Consider the following 15,433-nt stretch of genomic DNA (forward strand, 5'->3'; position numbering starts at 1 on the left):
CGAACGTGGACGCATTGAAGTCTTGCGATTCGCATATCGAGCGTCGGCGCCGCAACAGCCTCGACCAACCCGGCCGTGCGGCACCGATCAACTCGGCATCAACCCGCGCCCGCTTGCCACCCGAGCCCCAGGTTCTTCTGCAGCGACACGTAGTCCTTGATCAGCTCGGCCTGCCCGGCGATCACGTTCTGTTGCGCGGACAGCGCTTCGCGCTGCGTATCGAGCAGGTCGATCATCGATGCGACGCCCGCGCGATAGCGCTCGTCCATCAGCGCCCGGGAATGCACGGCCGACGTCTGCACCTTGGTGAGCGCAACGACGTGTTCGCGCTGGTGCCCGTAACGCTGTAACGCCGTGTTGGCATCCTGCAGGGCGCCGAGCACCGCCTTCTGATAATTCGCTTCCGCTTCGTCGCGCGACGCTTCGGCCGCGCGCACCGCTCCGCGCGTGCGCCCGAAGTCGAGAATGTTCCATTGCAGATACGGTGCACCGACCCACGTGAAATTCTGCTTGCGGAACAGGTGGCCGGGGTCGGTCGCGCTGAAGCCGAGATCGCCGAGCAGCGTCACCTTCGGGAAATAATCGGCGACGTGCTCGCCGATTTGCGCGTTGCTCGATGCAAGCCGGCGTTCGGCCGCGCGAATGTCGGGGCGCTGCTTCAGCAGCGTGGCCGGATCGCCGATCGCGACGCTGCCGGGCAGTGTCGGCAGCGGCGCGTCCGGTGTCGACAGTGCTGCGTCGAGTGCACCGGGCGCGCGGCCCGTCAGGATCGCGAGCCGGTCGAGCGACTCCGTGACTTGAGCGTCAAGCGGGATCAGCGACGCGCGCGTGGTTTCGACCTGTGTGGTCAGGCGCTCGAGATCCACGTCGGCCGCGACGCCGCGCGCACGGCGCTGCTGCGTGAGTTCGAGCATCCGTTGCTGCAACTCGGCGGTGCGCCGCGACAGCGCAAGCCGCTGCTGCTGGTCGCGCAGGTCGACGTATGCATTCGCGACTTCGGCCGCGATCGACACCTGCGTGTCGGCGAGATCGGCATCGACCGCTTCCGCCTGCGCGGATGCTGCTTCGACCGCGCGGCGCGTGCCGCCGAACAGGTCGATTTCCCAGGTTGCGTCGAAGCCTGCCGAATACAGCTGTAGCGGGCCCGAGCCACCCAGCGACGGCGAGGTGCCGCTCGATTGGCTCGAACCGTTCGACGGCAGCAGCGAACCGAGCGCGCTGACGTCCGGCTCGCGCATGCGGATGGCGGCGACGGTGGCCGACGACTTCGGCAACTGGGCCGCACGTTGTTGCGAGAGCTGCGCGCGCGAGGCGCGCAAGCGGGCCTGCGCCGCGTGCAGATCGGGGTTGTACGCGAGCGCGGCGGTGATCAGGTCGTCGAGCTGGCGATCGTTGAGCGCATGCCACCATGCGCTCGGCGCGGGCGCAGCGGGGTCGACGCCGGAGGCAGGCGCGCGCACGAAGGTCGGCGCATCCGGTGCGGCGGGCGCGCCGCGGTAGTCGGGGCCGACCGTGCAGCCGGCGAGCAGGCACGCGGCCGCGCACAGCGTGAGCGCAGGGCGGCGGGGCAGGGAGAAGGGTTTCATCGCGTAAGACGGTTCAGTGGCCGGACGACATCGGCTGCGGCCCGCGCGGCGTTCTCAGCAGCAGCGCGAGCGGCACGCAGGCGAGCAGCGCGAGGCCCAGCAGATAAAAGGTTTCGGAATAGGTCATCACGACGGCCTGGATCTGGATCTGCTGCGCCAGCTGTCCGAGCGCGCGCATGTTCGAATACGCGAGATCGCCGGTGTGCGAGAACCAGTTGGCCGCGTAGGCCGACAGCCGGTCCTGCCCGATCAGCGAGTTCGCCGTCACCGATTCGCGCAGCGCGGCCGTATGGAAGGTCGTGCGCCGGTCGATCACGGTGCCGATGATCGCGAGCCCGATCGAGCCGCCGAGATTGCGCGCCATGTTGTAGAGCCCGGCTGCATCGCCCGAATCTTCGCGTGCGACGGCCGCCATCGATGCCTGGTTGAGCGGCATCATCGCGAGCATCTGCGCGACGCCGCGGATGAGCTGCGACCAGACGAAATCGTGGCCGACGCTTTGCGCAGTCAGGCTGATGTCGAGCATGCAGCTCAGGCAGAACAGCAGCAGCCCCGAGATCACGAGAATGCGGAAATCGACCTTGCCGAGCAGGCGCGGCAGGATCGGCATCACGAGAAACGCGGGCAGCCCCGACAGCAGCATGATCGCGCCCGCCTGCTCCGCGTTGTAGCCGGCGACGATCGCAAGGAACTGCGGCAGCAGGTAGGACACGCCATACAGCCCGGCACCGACCGCGGACACGATCACGATCACGCTCGCATAGCGCGGGTTGCGCATCAGCGACAACCGCATGATCGGCCGCTTCGCAAAGATCTGCGACAACGCGATCAGGATCATCCCGGCAAGCGACACGACGCTCAGCGTGACGATCATCTGCGATTCGAACCAGCGTTCGCGCTGGCCTTCCTCGAGCACGACGGTGAGCGAGCTCAGGCCGATCGCGAGACCGCAGATCCCGAGCCAGTCCGCGTTCAGGAATGAATGCCATTGCGGGCGGTCCGACGGCAGCCCGAATATCAACAGCGCCATCAGCAACAGGCACACCGGCAGGTTCAGGAAAAAGCACCAGCTCCAGCTCACGTTTTCCGCGAGCCAGCCGCCGAGCACGGGGCCGAACAGCGGCCCGAGCAGGACGATCAGGCCGAACAGCGTCATGCCGACCGGCAACTGCGACAGCGGCAGCCGCGTGCGGATGATGGTTTGCGCCGTCGGGATCAGCGCACCGCCGGTGAAGCCCTGGCCGATCCGACCGGCGATCATCATCGGCAGCGAATGCGACCAGCCGCACATCATCGAGAAGGCAATGAACAACGCGGAGTTCGTCAGCAGGAAATTGCGCAGCCCGAACACGCGCGTGAGCCACGCGGCGAGCGGGATCATCACGATCTCCGACATCAGGTAGCCGGTCGAGATCCACGTGCCTTCGGTGCCGGTCGCGCCGATTTCACCCTGGATCTGCGGCAGCGCGGAGTTCGTGATCGAGATGTCGAGGGTCGCCATCAGCGCGCCGAGCGCGCCGGCCGCGACCGCGATCCAGTCGGTCACGCTCGCGCGGCCTTCGTGCGGCGGCGTGGGCATCGTGGCGGACGGCTCAGCCATGATGCGTCTCGTCGCGGGCCGAGCGCGTATCGACGTCGACCGTCACCGACAGCCCCGGCAGCAGCATGCGCTGCGCGCGGGCGTTCGCGGCGAGGCGAATGCGCACCGGTACGCGCTGGACGATCTTCGTGAAGTTGCCGGTCGCATTCTCGGGCGGCAGCAGCGCGAATTGCGCGCCCGTGCCGGGGGCGAAGCTGTCGACCACGCCGGACAGCGCGCCGTCCGGCAGTGCGTCGACGTGCAGTTCGACGGGCTGGCCGATGCGCATGTTGCCGATCTGCGTTTCCTTGAAGTTCGCGACGAGGTAGATCGCGTCCACGGGCACGACGGTCAGCAGTCGCGTGCCGGGCTGCACGTATTGACCGACGCGCACCGTGCGATCGCCGACGCGGCCGGCGAGGGTGCTGCGCACGATCGTGTTGTCGAGGTCGAGCTGCGCCTGGGCGGCGCTGGCCTGCGCGGCTTCGAGCTGTGCGCGCGCCTGCTGGAGCTGCGCGGTGTACGACGCGATCTGCGTGCGGGCGGCAGCGATCGACGCATTGTTCGCGGCGAATGTCGCGGCCGCCTGATCGCGCGTGCTCTTCAGGTCGGCCACGCGTTCGTGCGTTTCCGCGCCCGTCGCGGCGAGCGGCGCATAGCGCGCGTATTCGTCGCTGGCGTGCTGCGCGTTGATGCGCGACACCTTCGCCTGTGCGTCGGCCTGCTCGAGATTCGCATGCTGCTGGCTGATGTCGGCCTCGGCGCGTGCGATGTCGGCACGGCGCGCGTCGACGGTCGCAAGCGATTGTGCAAGTGCGACCTGGTACTGGCGGACGTCGAGCCGCACGAGCGGGTCGCCGGCTTTCACGGCCTGGTTGTCGCGCACATACACGTCGGTCACGTAGCCAGCGACCTTCGGCGCGGCGGTCATGCTGTCGGCCTGCAGGTACGCGTCGTTGGTGCTTTCGATGAAGCGGCCGACCGTCCACCAGCGGCCGAGCCAGACTGCACCGCCGATGGCCGCGAGCACGGCGACGACGAGCAGGACGCGCCGCTTCGTGCCGTTGCCGTTTCGCGGCGTTGTTCCGTTTTCCTGACGATTTGCTTTCTGTGGCGAGTCTTGCAGCGTCGACATGCTGGCGTCCAATTTATTCCAAGTGGAAGAATTATTCCAGTTGATAAAATTGTGTCAAGTAGAATGTCGATCGATCGAATGACGAGGAAGGCATGAACGAAGCGAAGAAGCTGCGCCGTACGTCGGCGGGCGGCTACGCCCGCGGCGACGAAACGCGCCAGCGGATCATCGAGGCGGCGATCGAACTGTTCGGCGAGCGCGGGTTCGCGGGGGCATCGACACGCGAAATCGCCGCGATGGCGGGCGTGAACGCGCCGGCGCTCCAGTACTACTTCGAGAACAAGGAAGGCGTGTACCGCGCGTGCGTGGAGACGATCGCGGAGAACGGCTGGGAAGTGTTCGCACCGGCAGTCGGCCATGCGTGGGCGATGCTCGACGCGGACGCCGACGTCGACGCGCTGATCGACGCATTCGTCGGGCTGCTGCGTGCGCTCGCAGACCGGATGTTCACGGCGCCGAAGACGATGAACCAGCGGATGTTCTTCGCGCGCGAGCAAGGCGGCCAGGAGCCGGCGAGCGCGAGCGAAATCCTGATGAAGCGCATGCGCAAGCCGCTCAACGACGTGAGTGCCGAGCTGATCGGCCGTATTTCGGGGCGGCCGGCCAACGATCCTGTCACGCGGTTGCGCGCGCTGAGCCTGTTCGGGCAGATCACGGTATTCCACATCGCGCAGCGTTCGGCACTGCAGTTGCTCGAATGGGAGGCATTCGAAGGCGAGCGCGCGGCGCTGCTGACCGACACGATCGCCGAACAGACGCGCGTACTGCTCGAGCAATGGCACGCGCAGCGCGACGTATCGGCTGACGGCCCTCAACGCTCGAAGCGGGGGCAGGGCGCGGCGGAGAAGCGCAGCGCAAAGGCGAAGGCATCGCCGCCCGCCGTGAAAGGCGCCGGGCGCCGGAACAAGCCCGCCGCGCGTTGAGCGCCGCGCGCCGTCGGCACCGGCCGGTCAATCCGGCTTGCGCGCCGGGTCGGCGGGCGACGGCGGCCGGGCCGATGCTTCGGCAGCTTGGCCGTTGTCGCCGCTGCTGCCGTTTGCCTCTTCGACGACAGGCCGCGATCCATCCGCGTATGCAACGACGCTGCGCTGCGGATTGGCGATCCGGATGCCGCGTTCGCGGAACGTCTCCGCGATCCGCCGGTTGAATTCACGCTGCACGCTCCAGCGCGTCGAGTCCGTGCATTGCATCTGTCCGGACAGCACGAGCGTCGCGCCGTCGACCTGGTCGATACCCCAGTAGCTGAAGTCCGACAGGATGCCGTCGCGGTACTTCGGATCGTCGCGCAATGCGGCACCGATCTCCTTCAGCGTCGCGATCGCGCGATCGATGTCCTCGCCGTAGGCAATGCTGATCTTGACGGCCGCGTTGCCGAGCCCGCGATTCGTATTGTTGACGGTCGTCACCGAGCTGAACGGGATCGTGTACAACGACCCGTCGCCGGCGCGCAGCCGCACGGTGCGGATCGACAGGTACTCGACCGTTCCCGACACGCCGGCGAGCGTGACCCAGTCGCCCACCTGCATCGCGTTTTCCATCAGCAGGAAGATCCCGGTGATGAAATCCTGCACGAGCTTCTGCGAGCCGAAGCCGAGCGCGACGCCGAAGATGCTGGCGCCGGCAAGCAACGGGCCGACGTTCACGCCGAGCTGGCTGAGGCCCGTCAGCACGACGACGAGCGCGATCATCACGAACAGCAGCGAGCGCAGCATGGGCAGCAGCGTGCGCAGGCGCGCCGCGCGCATGAGATTGCCTTCGCGCGTCCATCGTTGCAGGCGGCGCTCGATGGCGATGTTCGCGGCTTCCCACACGATGAGCGCGACGATGGCCGCAATCGCGATCGTCACCAGCGCCGACGCGAGCCGGTGGCCGATCGTGCCGGTTTCGAACGCGCGGAAGATCGGCACGCCCCAGATCTGCAGCAGCAGCACGAAGGTCACGATGCCGATCGCGCCCGACACGATCTGGCGCAGCAGCGGGTAGTAGCGGTACGCGTGCGCATGGACGAGCGTGCGATCTTCGTCGCGGCCCTGGAACAGCCGCGCGAGCGCGCCGAACACGACGATCGACACGATCCGCATGCCGATCATCACGGCGATCGAGCGGCCGCCGAGCGTGATCAGCACGCGGTAGCCGTTGTGGACGTCGAGCGCCCACACGAACCACAGGGCCATCACGATGAAGACCGATACGGGCGCCCACGCGTCCGCGAGCGCATTGGCGATCATCGTGAACGACGGGCGATCCTCGCCGGCAGCGCGGATTCGCGCGGCGACCGGCAGGCGGCACCGGAGGATCAGCGCCGAGATCATCAGGTGCCCGATGAGCGCGACGGCTTTCAGCAGCGCGACGTGACCGGCGTCGCTGAGGCCGAAGTTCGCGGCGATCTCGACCGCGGCCGTGCACGCGCCGACCACGATCACGATTCGCGCGATCGAGCGTTGCGCGAAGTCGGCCCATGCGTCGCTGATGTGCAGCAACCGCAACTGCCGCGCATCGGGCTGGAAGAACAGCCGGCTGACGATCGTGACGAGCCGGCAGATCATGTAGATGTCGATCAGCGCTTCGAGCGCGGATTCGATCGGGGTGCTCGTATCGTCGATCACCGACATCGTCAGGCTCGCGACGCCGACGAACACGAGCAGCGGCACGGCACGCAACGCAAGGCTGACGAGCGCGCGCGGCATCCGGTGCAGCAGCGTGGTTTGGCGGCGCGCGTGGCCGCGGCTTTGCGACGACGCGGGCGCGGCGTCGGGAGCGTCGGGAGCGCTCGGCGGGGCGGTCGTGCCCGGTGGCGCGTTGCCGTCATCGAGCGTCGCGGAGCCGGGTGTAACGGACTCGGACTCGGATTCGGGTTCGGGCGTGGTGCGGCGCCACGTGTCGGCGCGCCGAGCGGCCACCGCGGCCAGCGCACGTCGCAGCAGCCGCTTCGCGAACCATTCGACGAGGAGCGCAGGCACGAGCACAGCGATGATGATCCAGAGCGCGTGTGCAAGATCCGCGCGCTCGTCGGCGCGCACCAGCTTGTCATGCCACCAGCTGCCGACCGAGCCGACGTCGAGCAGCGAGTGCAGCGACTCCTTCAGCGCGCCGCCGATTTCGATGGTCCAGCGCGACCCCTGCCGGACGAGCATCGATGCGAGCCCGTTCGAGGTCAGTGCGGCCGGGGTCGCGGTGGCCGACGCGGCGCTGGCTGCCGCTGCATCGCTCGCCGCGATCGCGGGTGCACTCAGCGCACCGACGGCCGCGATCGCACGCAGCGTCGTTTCGACCTGAGCGCGCTCGCGCGGATTTTCGAGCACGTTGAGTGCCTGCTGCGCCTGTTGCGGCGTCAGCGCGGGCGCGGCGCCGGAAGCGGCCGACGCGGCGGTCGGGGCGGGAACGGCCGCATGGGCGGCCGAGACGACGGCGGCCAGCAGCCAGCCGAGGAGGAAATGTCGCATGGAGTAGGCATGCGGGCGCGCATCGGCGCGCGGCCCGCCAGGCTGAACGATGGACGGAAGTTAACATGATTGCGATTGGAACCGAATAGTTCCACCGACGGCCATTCGAATCGGGCATACCCGACGCGGCGCGGGCGTTTGCGGCGCGTTTGCGCAGTCATGTGTCCGACGCAGACTGCAGGTCGTCGGACAGGTTGGGTCGTTTCAATCGTCAGCGCGTAAGGCATTTGTAATGCCTGCTCGTCTGCACCGATGAGCCGCGCACGCGTCGGATCGAATTAATCTGGAATCCTGCGGAATCACGCTCGCTCGTCGTGAAAAACCGGCAGAACGTGTTCCGCGATTTCCTCGATGACTTCGCGCACGGGCCGGTCCGAGCCCGGATTCAGCGTGACGTGATGCGTGCCTGACGCGCGCATATCCCGCAGGATGTCGATCAATGCGCGGCGGCCGGTTGCATAGCCGAGCGGCAATGCGATGGCTGGCGCGTCGGGATCCGCGACGAGATCGAGCCGCATCGACACGCCGAATGCGCGAAAGGCCGGCGATGCGAGCCGGTCGACCGCCGCGCGCCACATCGAATAGCGCGCGCGCTGCGTGTCCGGATCGCGGTGGTACGTCATCCAGCCGATCGAGTGCCGTGCGATCCAGTCGACGCTTTGCCCGCCCGAGCCGACCGCCAGCATCGGCACCGCGTCGGCGCCGCGCGGCAGCAGCGTGAATTCGGGCGCATCGGGCGGCGCTTCGTCGGGCAGGACGCGCGACGGCACGCCGAGCGCGGCAGCGACGACGTCCCAGTGTGCGCGGTAGCGGTCGCGCCGCGTCTGCGCATCGACACCGAACGCCGCATATTCGGGCGGCCGGTCGCCGGAGCCGAGCCCGAGGACGAAGCGGCCGCCCGACAGCGTCGCGACCGACAGCGCGCCTTTCGCGATATGCAGCGGATGACGCAGCGGCAGCACGATCGCGCCGCTGGCGAGCGCGATCCGCCGCGTGCGTGACGCCAGTGCGCCGAGCAGGACCCACGGGTCGAGATGGCCGACCGGATCGGGGTAGTCGGCGCTGTTCAGCGGCACGTCGCGAATCCACAGCGCGCGAAAGCCGTGCATGTCGGCCAGCGCCGCGAGTTCGAGCTGCTCGTCGAAGTCGGCGACGATATGGCCGGTGCGAAGCAGCGGAAGCGTGAGGCCGATCGACAACCGTCCGTCCGAAAAGACACGATGCGCGACATCGGGGCGGGCAGGAGCGGGCGTGGTCATGTCGAGTCCTTGGCGGCGGCGTGAAGCGAACGTGCGACGTTGCGTGTCCGAATGCTAGCGTGTTTGCACGACGGTTGCGCGGCACGGCATGCGCGGTGACCGGTCGACGTCGAGGCAACGCAGGTCATGCGGGCAGCGGGCCGTGCATAATCGGTGCCTTTCGTCATTGAACACAACGAATCCGGATGAACACGCTTCAACGCATGGCGATCGGTCTGGCGGCAAGCGCGATGCTTTTCGCGGTCGCGTCGGACGCGCTCGCGGACGATGCCGAGCGCGCCGCTATCTGCAAGACCGCCGAGCAAACGGGTTACACGGCCGACATCCGCAATTGCCTGGCGCTGAAATACGAAGCGGCCGACAAGCGCTTGAATGCCGTCTACAAGACGAAGATGGCGAACCTGGACGAGCAGGGCAAGGCGAGGTTGCGCAACGACGAGCGCCGCTGGCTCAAGGCGCGGGATGCCGCCTGTGCGGAATCGCGGCAGCCCGATGCGGGCGGCACGCTCGGGCTCGTGGAAGTCGACAGTTGCTTCGTCAACGAAACCGAGCGTCGCATCAGGGCTATCGAAGCCTTTCGTTGAGGTGTCGCGCCGGCCCCGGCACTATCCCACCCGCAGCGTCGTGCCACGCAATGTGAGGCCGAGGCGCGACGCCACGCGTTGTGACGCGCGGTTGTCGCTGTCGGTGCTGTAGAACAGCGTGCGCGTTTGAAGCGACGGCAGGCGCGACCACGCGGCGGTCACCGCCGCCGCGAGGCCGCGCCCCCGAAACGCAGGGGCCGTCGCGAGACCGAGTTCCGCACCGACGTCGGACAGCCGTGCGGCGAACGCGACCGAGGCGACTTCTCCGTCGACGACGGCCGCGCACCACGGCGCCCACAGGTCGGCGACGCTCCGAAACCCCATCGAGAACAGGCCGCCGGGCATCCCGCGTGCGGACAGCGCATGCAGCAGATGCCGGCCCGCGTCACTGTCGCCGTCGATCAGCGCGACGCGTGCGTCGGTGTCGAAATCGAGTGCGTGCGGCAGCGGGTAGACGAGGCCGATGTTCCAGTGCGGAACGGGCGCGAGCAGCGTGAGATAGCGTTCGAGATGCGCGGGTTGCATGCGGCCTGCCAACGGCGGTTCGCTGCTGGTCAGGCGCGCGAGTGCGTCGGCGACAGCGGGAGGCACGTCGGCGCGTACGCCCGCCAGGTTGCCGTCCGCGCATCGGCCGAGCCAGAAGCGGGGAGCGGGCGAGCGGTCGGGATCGTTCTCGCGTTCGATCCGGCGGTCCGGATGCAGGCAAAACAGCGTGCGGTAGTCGATATCCAGCCAGTCGTGTGTGTCGGGCATGCGGTGGGTAGGCGTCTCCAGTCAGGTGGGGGAAGCAGCACGAGGAATGCCGGGGCGGGCCCGCACGTCCATTCGCGCAAACGCGGCACTGTGGGGCGATTGTAAGCCGTTCGGCAATCGCGCGCGGATGCAACGCCGCGCCACCCGCGCGGGCCGGGCCGGCGCCGCGTGACGGCATGCCCGGCCAACGGCAGCCGCCTCGGCCCGCGTTTCAGTTTCGAAACGTTCGCGCTGCTTGCCGGGGCCCGATGCGCGTCGATGGCCCCGTATCGGCCCGCGCGGCCTTGCGGCATGAAGCATGGTGCGCTCCTTGCATATCTGTGCACGCCGTGAGCGCGGTCGCGGACGCAGTCGGTCCGGCGATCGCTTCAGTAGGTCGGACGTATCGGAGACGGGGACAAGAGAATGAAAACAGACCGAATCGCAACGTGTCGTGTTGCAAACATGAATCGTCGACCTGCCGGGCTATTCGCTTCGCCGTTTATCGAGGCGACGTGAGCGCGCGGCTTTCCGTTCCGTCCGAGCAATCGGGTTTGTTCTGAACGACGACGTGCTGGCATGACGCACGAGGCCGACTGGTGCCGGTCGGCCGTCGGGGATGAACCGTGAATGCCTGCGGATGGCCGGCCCGGATCCCGGATCGTCAATCTGCCGCGCGCAACGCGAGTCGTCGCGCGGCGTAGGTGTGTGCGCGCCATACATCGTGGCGGCGCGACCGGGCGAACCGGAATGCGCCGGAAAGCCGGCAGCGCATCGATGCATTCGGCATCGCGGAACACATGGAGTCCAGGGGAAGCGTTCACCAGCCGCAGCAAGGCGGACGCCGCGAAATTGTGCTGTCAGTTGATCCACTACCCCGATGGATCAATTGTTGAAGCGCCCATCGCCGAATGGCGGATGGGCGTCTTTTTTTATGCGCCGGTGTGCGACGCGGGCCATCGGCCCGATCGCGCGGCGTTCTGTATCATGTGCTGGCGTGCCTGGCCGCCCGTGCGGGCGCACGGCTTGCCGGCGCGCCCGATCACGCGTTGCCAACATGAACGACAAAGCTCAGAACGACCCCTCAACCGCCGACGTCGATCCGGCCGCACTCGATGCGCTGCACACGTTCGTCGAGCGTCATCCACGCCTGCTGGTACTCACCGGCGCGGGCATCAGCACCGATTCCGGCATTCCCGGCTATCGCGACCGCAATGGCCAATGGATGCGTTCGCCGCCGATCCAGCTACACGAATTCCTCGGCTCCGATGCCGCGCGGCGGCGCTATTGGGCGCGCAGCATGATCGGCTGGCCCGTCGTCGGCCGCGCGCGGCCGAACGGGTCGCACGTGGCGCTGGCGCGGCTCGGCAACGCGGGACGGATCGAGCGTCTCGTCACGCAGAACGTCGACGGCCTGCACCAGCGCGCGGGCAGCGGCGACGTCATTGAACTGCACGGCGGAATCGACGGCGTCACGTGCCTCGGCTGCGGCGCGCATCATGCGCGCGCGACGATCCAGGTCATGCTCGAGGCCGACAATCCCGAACTGCTGGGCGCGGAGGCCGAGCCGGCCGCGGATGGCGACGCGCACCTCGAATGGGCCGCGCTCGACACGTTCCGCATTCCGGCGTGCCCCGCGTGCGGCGGGCTGCTGAAGCCGGCGGTCGTGTTCTTCGGCGAAAACGTGCCGCGCGAGCGCGTGGCGCTCGCGTCGCAGGCGCTCGAAGCGGCCGATGCGCTGCTGGTCGTCGGCTCGTCGTTGATGGTGTATTCCGGCTACCGCTTCTGCGTGTGGGCGCAGGCACAGAACAAGCCGGTCGCCGCGCTCAATCTCGGCCATACGCGCGCCGATCCAATGCTCACGCTGAAGGTCGAGGCGCGCTGCGCACCCGCGCTCGACGCGCTGACTGCGCGGCTGGGCCTCGCGGGCCACGCACCGGAGCTGGCATCGTGACCGATCCGATCTCTTCTCCCGATCCGTCCGCGCGGCTGTCGGCGCCGGCAGCCGAACGCAATCGCGGGCCGATCCTCGACGTCTTGCGCCGTGTGCTCCCGGCAAGTGGCCGCGTGCTCGAAATCGCGAGCGGCACGGGGCAGCACGCGGTCCACTTCGCGCAGGCGCTGCCGGGCCTGCACTGGCAGCCGAGCGATCCCGATGCGCAGGCGCGGCGCTCGATCGCCGCGTGGGTTGCCCATGCGGGCCTCGCCAACGTTGCCGGGCCGCTCGCGTTCGACGTGCGCGACGCGTCGTGGCCGGTCGACGCGCTCGATGCAATCGTCTGCATCAACATGATCCACATCTCGCCGTGGGCCTGCACCGACGCGCTGTTCGCGGGTGCGTCGCGCCTGCTGAGGCCGGGCGGCGTGCTGTTCCTTTACGGGCCGTATCGCCGCGAGGGCCGGCATACGGCGCCGTCGAACGAGGCGTTCGACCTGCAATTGCGCAGCCGCGACCCGTCGTGGGGCGTGCGCGATCTCGAGACCGTCGTTGCGCTCGGCCTCGATCGCGGGCTCGACTGCATCGAGGTAGTCGAGATGCCGGCGAACAACCTGAGCGTCGTGTTCCGGCGGCTGCCGCACGCGGAGCAATGACACGCAAGCGCGCATCGCCGCCGGGTTTCCACTATCCTTTCGCCTGTGCGCGCGACCCGGTTCGGGTCGCGCCCCGTTTTTTCCGGAGAATTGACTAATGGGCAAACAAGCAATCGGTGTGATCGGGCTCGCGGTGATGGGCCGCAATCTCGCACTCAATATCGAGAGCCGCGGTTACGCGGTGTCGGTGTACAACCGCAGCCGCGAGAAAACCGACGAACTGATCGCCGAATTCCCCGGCCGCAATCTGGTGCCGACCTACACGCTCGAGGAGTTCGTCGCGTCGCTCGAAACGCCGCGCCGGATCCTGATGATGGTGAAGGCCGGCGAGGCGACCGATGCGACGATCGCGTCGCTCAAGCCGCTGCTCGAGAAGGGCGACGTACTGATCGACGGCGGCAATACGCACTTCACCGATACGATCCGCCGCAACCAGGAACTCGCGCAATCGGGCCTGCACTTCATCGGCACCGGCGTGTCGGGTGGCGAAGAGGGCGCGCTGCGCGGCCCGTCGATCATGCCCGGCGGCCAGCGTGACGCATACGACCTCGTCGAGCCGATCCTCAAGCAGATCGCCGCCAAGGCGCCGTCGGACGGCGAGCCGTGCGTCGCCTACATGGGCCCGGACGGTGCAGGCCATTACGTGAAGATGGTCCACAACGGCATCGAATACGGCGACATGCAACTGATCGCCGAAAGCTATGCGGTGCTGAAGGACGTCGCGGGCCTGACCAACGACGAACTCGGCGCGGTGTACACCGAGTGGAACCAGGGCGAGCTCGACAGCTACCTGATGGAGATCACGTCGAAGATCTTCGGCAAGAAGGACGAGGAAACCGGCAAGCACCTGGTCGACGTGATCCTCGATCGCGCCGCGCAGAAGGGCACCGGCAAGTGGACGAGCCAGAATGCACTGGATCTCGGCGTGCCGCTGCCGCTGATCACCGAATCGGTGTTCGCGCGCGTGCTGTCGTCGCTGAAGACCGAGCGCGTCGCGGCCAGCAAGGTCCTGTCGGGCCCGGCCGCCGCGCCGTTCGAAGGCGATCGCGCCGCGTTCGTCGAAGCGGTGCGTCGCGCGCTGTACCTGAGCAAGGTGATCTCGTACGCGCAGGGCTTCGCGCAACTGCGTACGGCGTCGGAAGAGTACGGCTGGAACCTCGATCTCGGGACGATTGCGAAGATCTTCCGTGCGGGCTGCATCATCCGCGCGCGCTTCCTGCAGAAGATCACGGACGCGTATGCGAAGGATTCTGCGCTCGCGAACCTGCTGCTCGATCCGTACTTCAAGGACATCGCCGCGAATTACCAGGCATCGCTGCGCGACGTCGTGGTCGCCGCGGTGAAGGCCGGCGTGCCGGTACCGGCGTTCGCGTCGGCGGTCGCGTACTTCGACAGCTACCGCTCCGAGCGGCTGCCGGCGAACCTCGTGCAGGCGCAGCGGGATTTCTTCGGCGCGCACACGTTCGAGCGTACCGACAAGCCGGGCAGCTTCCACGCGAACTGGTCGTAACGGGCTGGCGGCGGCAACATTGTTGCGAAAATCTATTCTTTGAATAGGGTTTTTCTATCCCGGATGCCGACATTGTTGGCTCCGGGGAAACAGTGTTTTCGTTCTTTCATGGTTTTCCCTAGGTGCTGCCGGGACTAAACTCTGTTCCATCGCTGCAGACATGGTGTGTGCGGCGGAGCAAAAAAATCCCGGAGGTAATCATGAAATCGCTGATCGCAACGTTCGCCGCAGCTGCCGTCCTCGCCGTTCCCGCCGTCTCGTTCGCCCAACAGAACGCGCCCGTCACCCGTGCACAAGTGAAGGCCGATCTGGTCGCCGTCCAACAGGCCGGCTACAAGCTGGGCAGCGACCGTACGAACTACCCGGAAGGCATCCTGGCTGCTGAAGCCCGCCTGAACCCGCAACAGAACGTCGCCGCTGCCGACACGACCGGCTACGGCGCGCAACCGGCCGCTGCGCAAGAATCCGGCGCACCGGCCAAGGCCAAGACCGGCTGGCAAGTCAAGCGCATCGCTGACGACGCCCCGATCTACAAGGGTCGTTAAGGGTTGGGCCGCCCCGGCGGCCTGATCCGGCCCCCGAAGTACGAACAGCCCGCCGTTCCGTCATCCGGAACGGCGGGCTGTTTCCATTGGCGGCGCGCGTGTCGCGCGAGCCGTCAGTTCAGTGCAGTGCGCGCCGGCCGCGCCCGATATCCCGGTACAGCGCTTCGGCCGGTTCCAGCACCTGCAGCCACGTTTCGTCGTAGCCGCTCAGCGTATCGAGCGCATCGCGCAGCCGCTCGATCGCAAGGATCGGCAGCTCGACGCTGTGGCGCGTGGCGCCGGTCATGTGCGCGACGCTCGCCAGCTGGACGAGCGCATCGGCCGCCTCGGCGACGTCGGTCGCGAACAGCAGGTGCCGGTTGAGCAATTCGACCAGGCCGCTGGAACCGGAGAAGTCGTCGGCGTCGAGCTGCACGGAAAGAAACGTCGCGTTGTTCATTGTCATGCTCCTCGTTGTCGTTGGGTCGC

At 67.6% G+C, this 15,433-nt stretch carries 13 protein-coding genes; 6 read left to right on the forward strand and 7 right to left on the reverse strand.

The window, feature by feature from the left end:
* Window positions 1-98 precede the first annotated feature (98 nt).
* The 3 genes from LXE91_RS30045 to LXE91_RS30055 are packed head-to-tail and all read right to left on the reverse strand — an operon-like array spanning window position 99 to window position 4,300.
* On the reverse strand, window positions 99-1,586 hold the full coding sequence (locus tag LXE91_RS30045) for an efflux transporter outer membrane subunit (protein WP_039358164.1): 1,488 nt from the start codon (window positions 1,584-1,586) through the stop codon (window positions 99-101).
* Window positions 1,587-1,599: 13 nt separating this feature from the next.
* Window positions 1,600-3,186 (reverse strand): MDR family MFS transporter, encoded by a 1,587-nt coding sequence (locus tag LXE91_RS30050; RefSeq protein WP_039358167.1) that lies wholly within the window; start codon window positions 3,184-3,186, stop codon window positions 1,600-1,602.
* A complete protein-coding gene (locus tag LXE91_RS30055; protein WP_039358170.1) occupies window positions 3,179-4,300 on the reverse strand; it encodes an HlyD family secretion protein in 1,122 nt (373 codons plus the stop codon). Before LXE91_RS30055 ends, LXE91_RS30050 begins: the two co-directional genes overlap by 8 nt.
* Before the next feature lie 92 nt (window positions 4,301-4,392).
* Here LXE91_RS30055 and LXE91_RS30060 point away from each other — a divergent pair, with 92 nt between their 5' ends.
* Complete coding sequence (locus LXE91_RS30060) at window positions 4,393-5,223, forward strand: CerR family C-terminal domain-containing protein (protein ID WP_039358173.1); 831 nt, start codon at window positions 4,393-4,395, stop codon at window positions 5,221-5,223.
* Window positions 5,224-5,250: 27 nt separating this feature from the next.
* On the opposite strand, the gene LXE91_RS30065 is transcribed toward LXE91_RS30060, so the two are convergent.
* Window positions 5,251-7,743 (reverse strand): mechanosensitive ion channel domain-containing protein, encoded by a 2,493-nt coding sequence (locus LXE91_RS30065; RefSeq protein ID WP_278068142.1) that lies wholly within the window; start codon window positions 7,741-7,743, stop codon window positions 5,251-5,253.
* Between the two features lie 299 nt (window positions 7,744-8,042).
* Window positions 8,043-9,002, reverse strand: a complete 960-nt coding sequence (locus tag LXE91_RS30070) for an LLM class oxidoreductase (protein ID WP_039358178.1) — start codon at window positions 9,000-9,002, stop codon at window positions 8,043-8,045.
* A gap of 185 nt (window positions 9,003-9,187) precedes the next feature.
* Between LXE91_RS30070 and LXE91_RS30075 the strand changes: the two genes are divergently transcribed.
* Entirely contained in the window at window positions 9,188-9,586 is a 399-nt protein-coding gene (locus LXE91_RS30075; protein ID WP_052760180.1) for a lysozyme inhibitor LprI family protein, read from the forward strand.
* Between the two features lie 21 nt (window positions 9,587-9,607).
* On the opposite strand, the gene LXE91_RS30080 is transcribed toward LXE91_RS30075, so the two are convergent.
* Window positions 9,608-10,339 (reverse strand): GNAT family N-acetyltransferase, encoded by a 732-nt coding sequence (locus tag LXE91_RS30080; protein WP_039358181.1) that lies wholly within the window; start codon window positions 10,337-10,339, stop codon window positions 9,608-9,610.
* Between the two features lie 1,036 nt (window positions 10,340-11,375).
* Here LXE91_RS30080 and LXE91_RS30085 point away from each other — a divergent pair.
* The 4 genes from LXE91_RS30085 (at window position 11,376) to LXE91_RS30100 (ending at window position 14,965) form a co-directional block, all read left to right on the forward strand.
* Entirely contained in the window at window positions 11,376-12,272 is an 897-nt protein-coding gene (locus LXE91_RS30085; RefSeq protein ID WP_039358184.1) for an NAD-dependent protein deacetylase, read from the forward strand.
* Window positions 12,269-12,910, forward strand: coding sequence for a DUF938 domain-containing protein (locus LXE91_RS30090; RefSeq protein ID WP_039358187.1), 642 nt, complete (start codon window positions 12,269-12,271; stop codon window positions 12,908-12,910). Before LXE91_RS30085 ends, LXE91_RS30090 begins: the two co-directional genes overlap by 4 nt.
* A 97-nt stretch (window positions 12,911-13,007) precedes the next feature.
* Complete coding sequence (gndA, locus tag LXE91_RS30095) at window positions 13,008-14,420, forward strand: NADP-dependent phosphogluconate dehydrogenase (protein WP_039358189.1); 1,413 nt, start codon at window positions 13,008-13,010, stop codon at window positions 14,418-14,420.
* A 200-nt stretch (window positions 14,421-14,620) separates the two neighbouring features.
* Window positions 14,621-14,965, forward strand: a complete 345-nt coding sequence (locus tag LXE91_RS30100) for a DUF4148 domain-containing protein (RefSeq protein WP_039358191.1) — start codon at window positions 14,621-14,623, stop codon at window positions 14,963-14,965.
* Between the two features lie 118 nt (window positions 14,966-15,083).
* Here the strand turns inward: LXE91_RS30100 and LXE91_RS30105 are convergent, their stop codons facing one another.
* Window positions 15,084-15,404: a hypothetical protein gene (locus LXE91_RS30105; RefSeq protein WP_039358194.1), complete on the reverse strand. Its 321-nt coding sequence runs from the start codon at window positions 15,402-15,404 to the stop codon at window positions 15,084-15,086.
* Window positions 15,405-15,433 lie beyond the last annotated feature (29 nt).

Source organism: Burkholderia contaminans, assembly GCF_029633825.1.
Lineage (GTDB): Bacteria > Pseudomonadota > Gammaproteobacteria > Burkholderiales > Burkholderiaceae > Burkholderia > Burkholderia contaminans.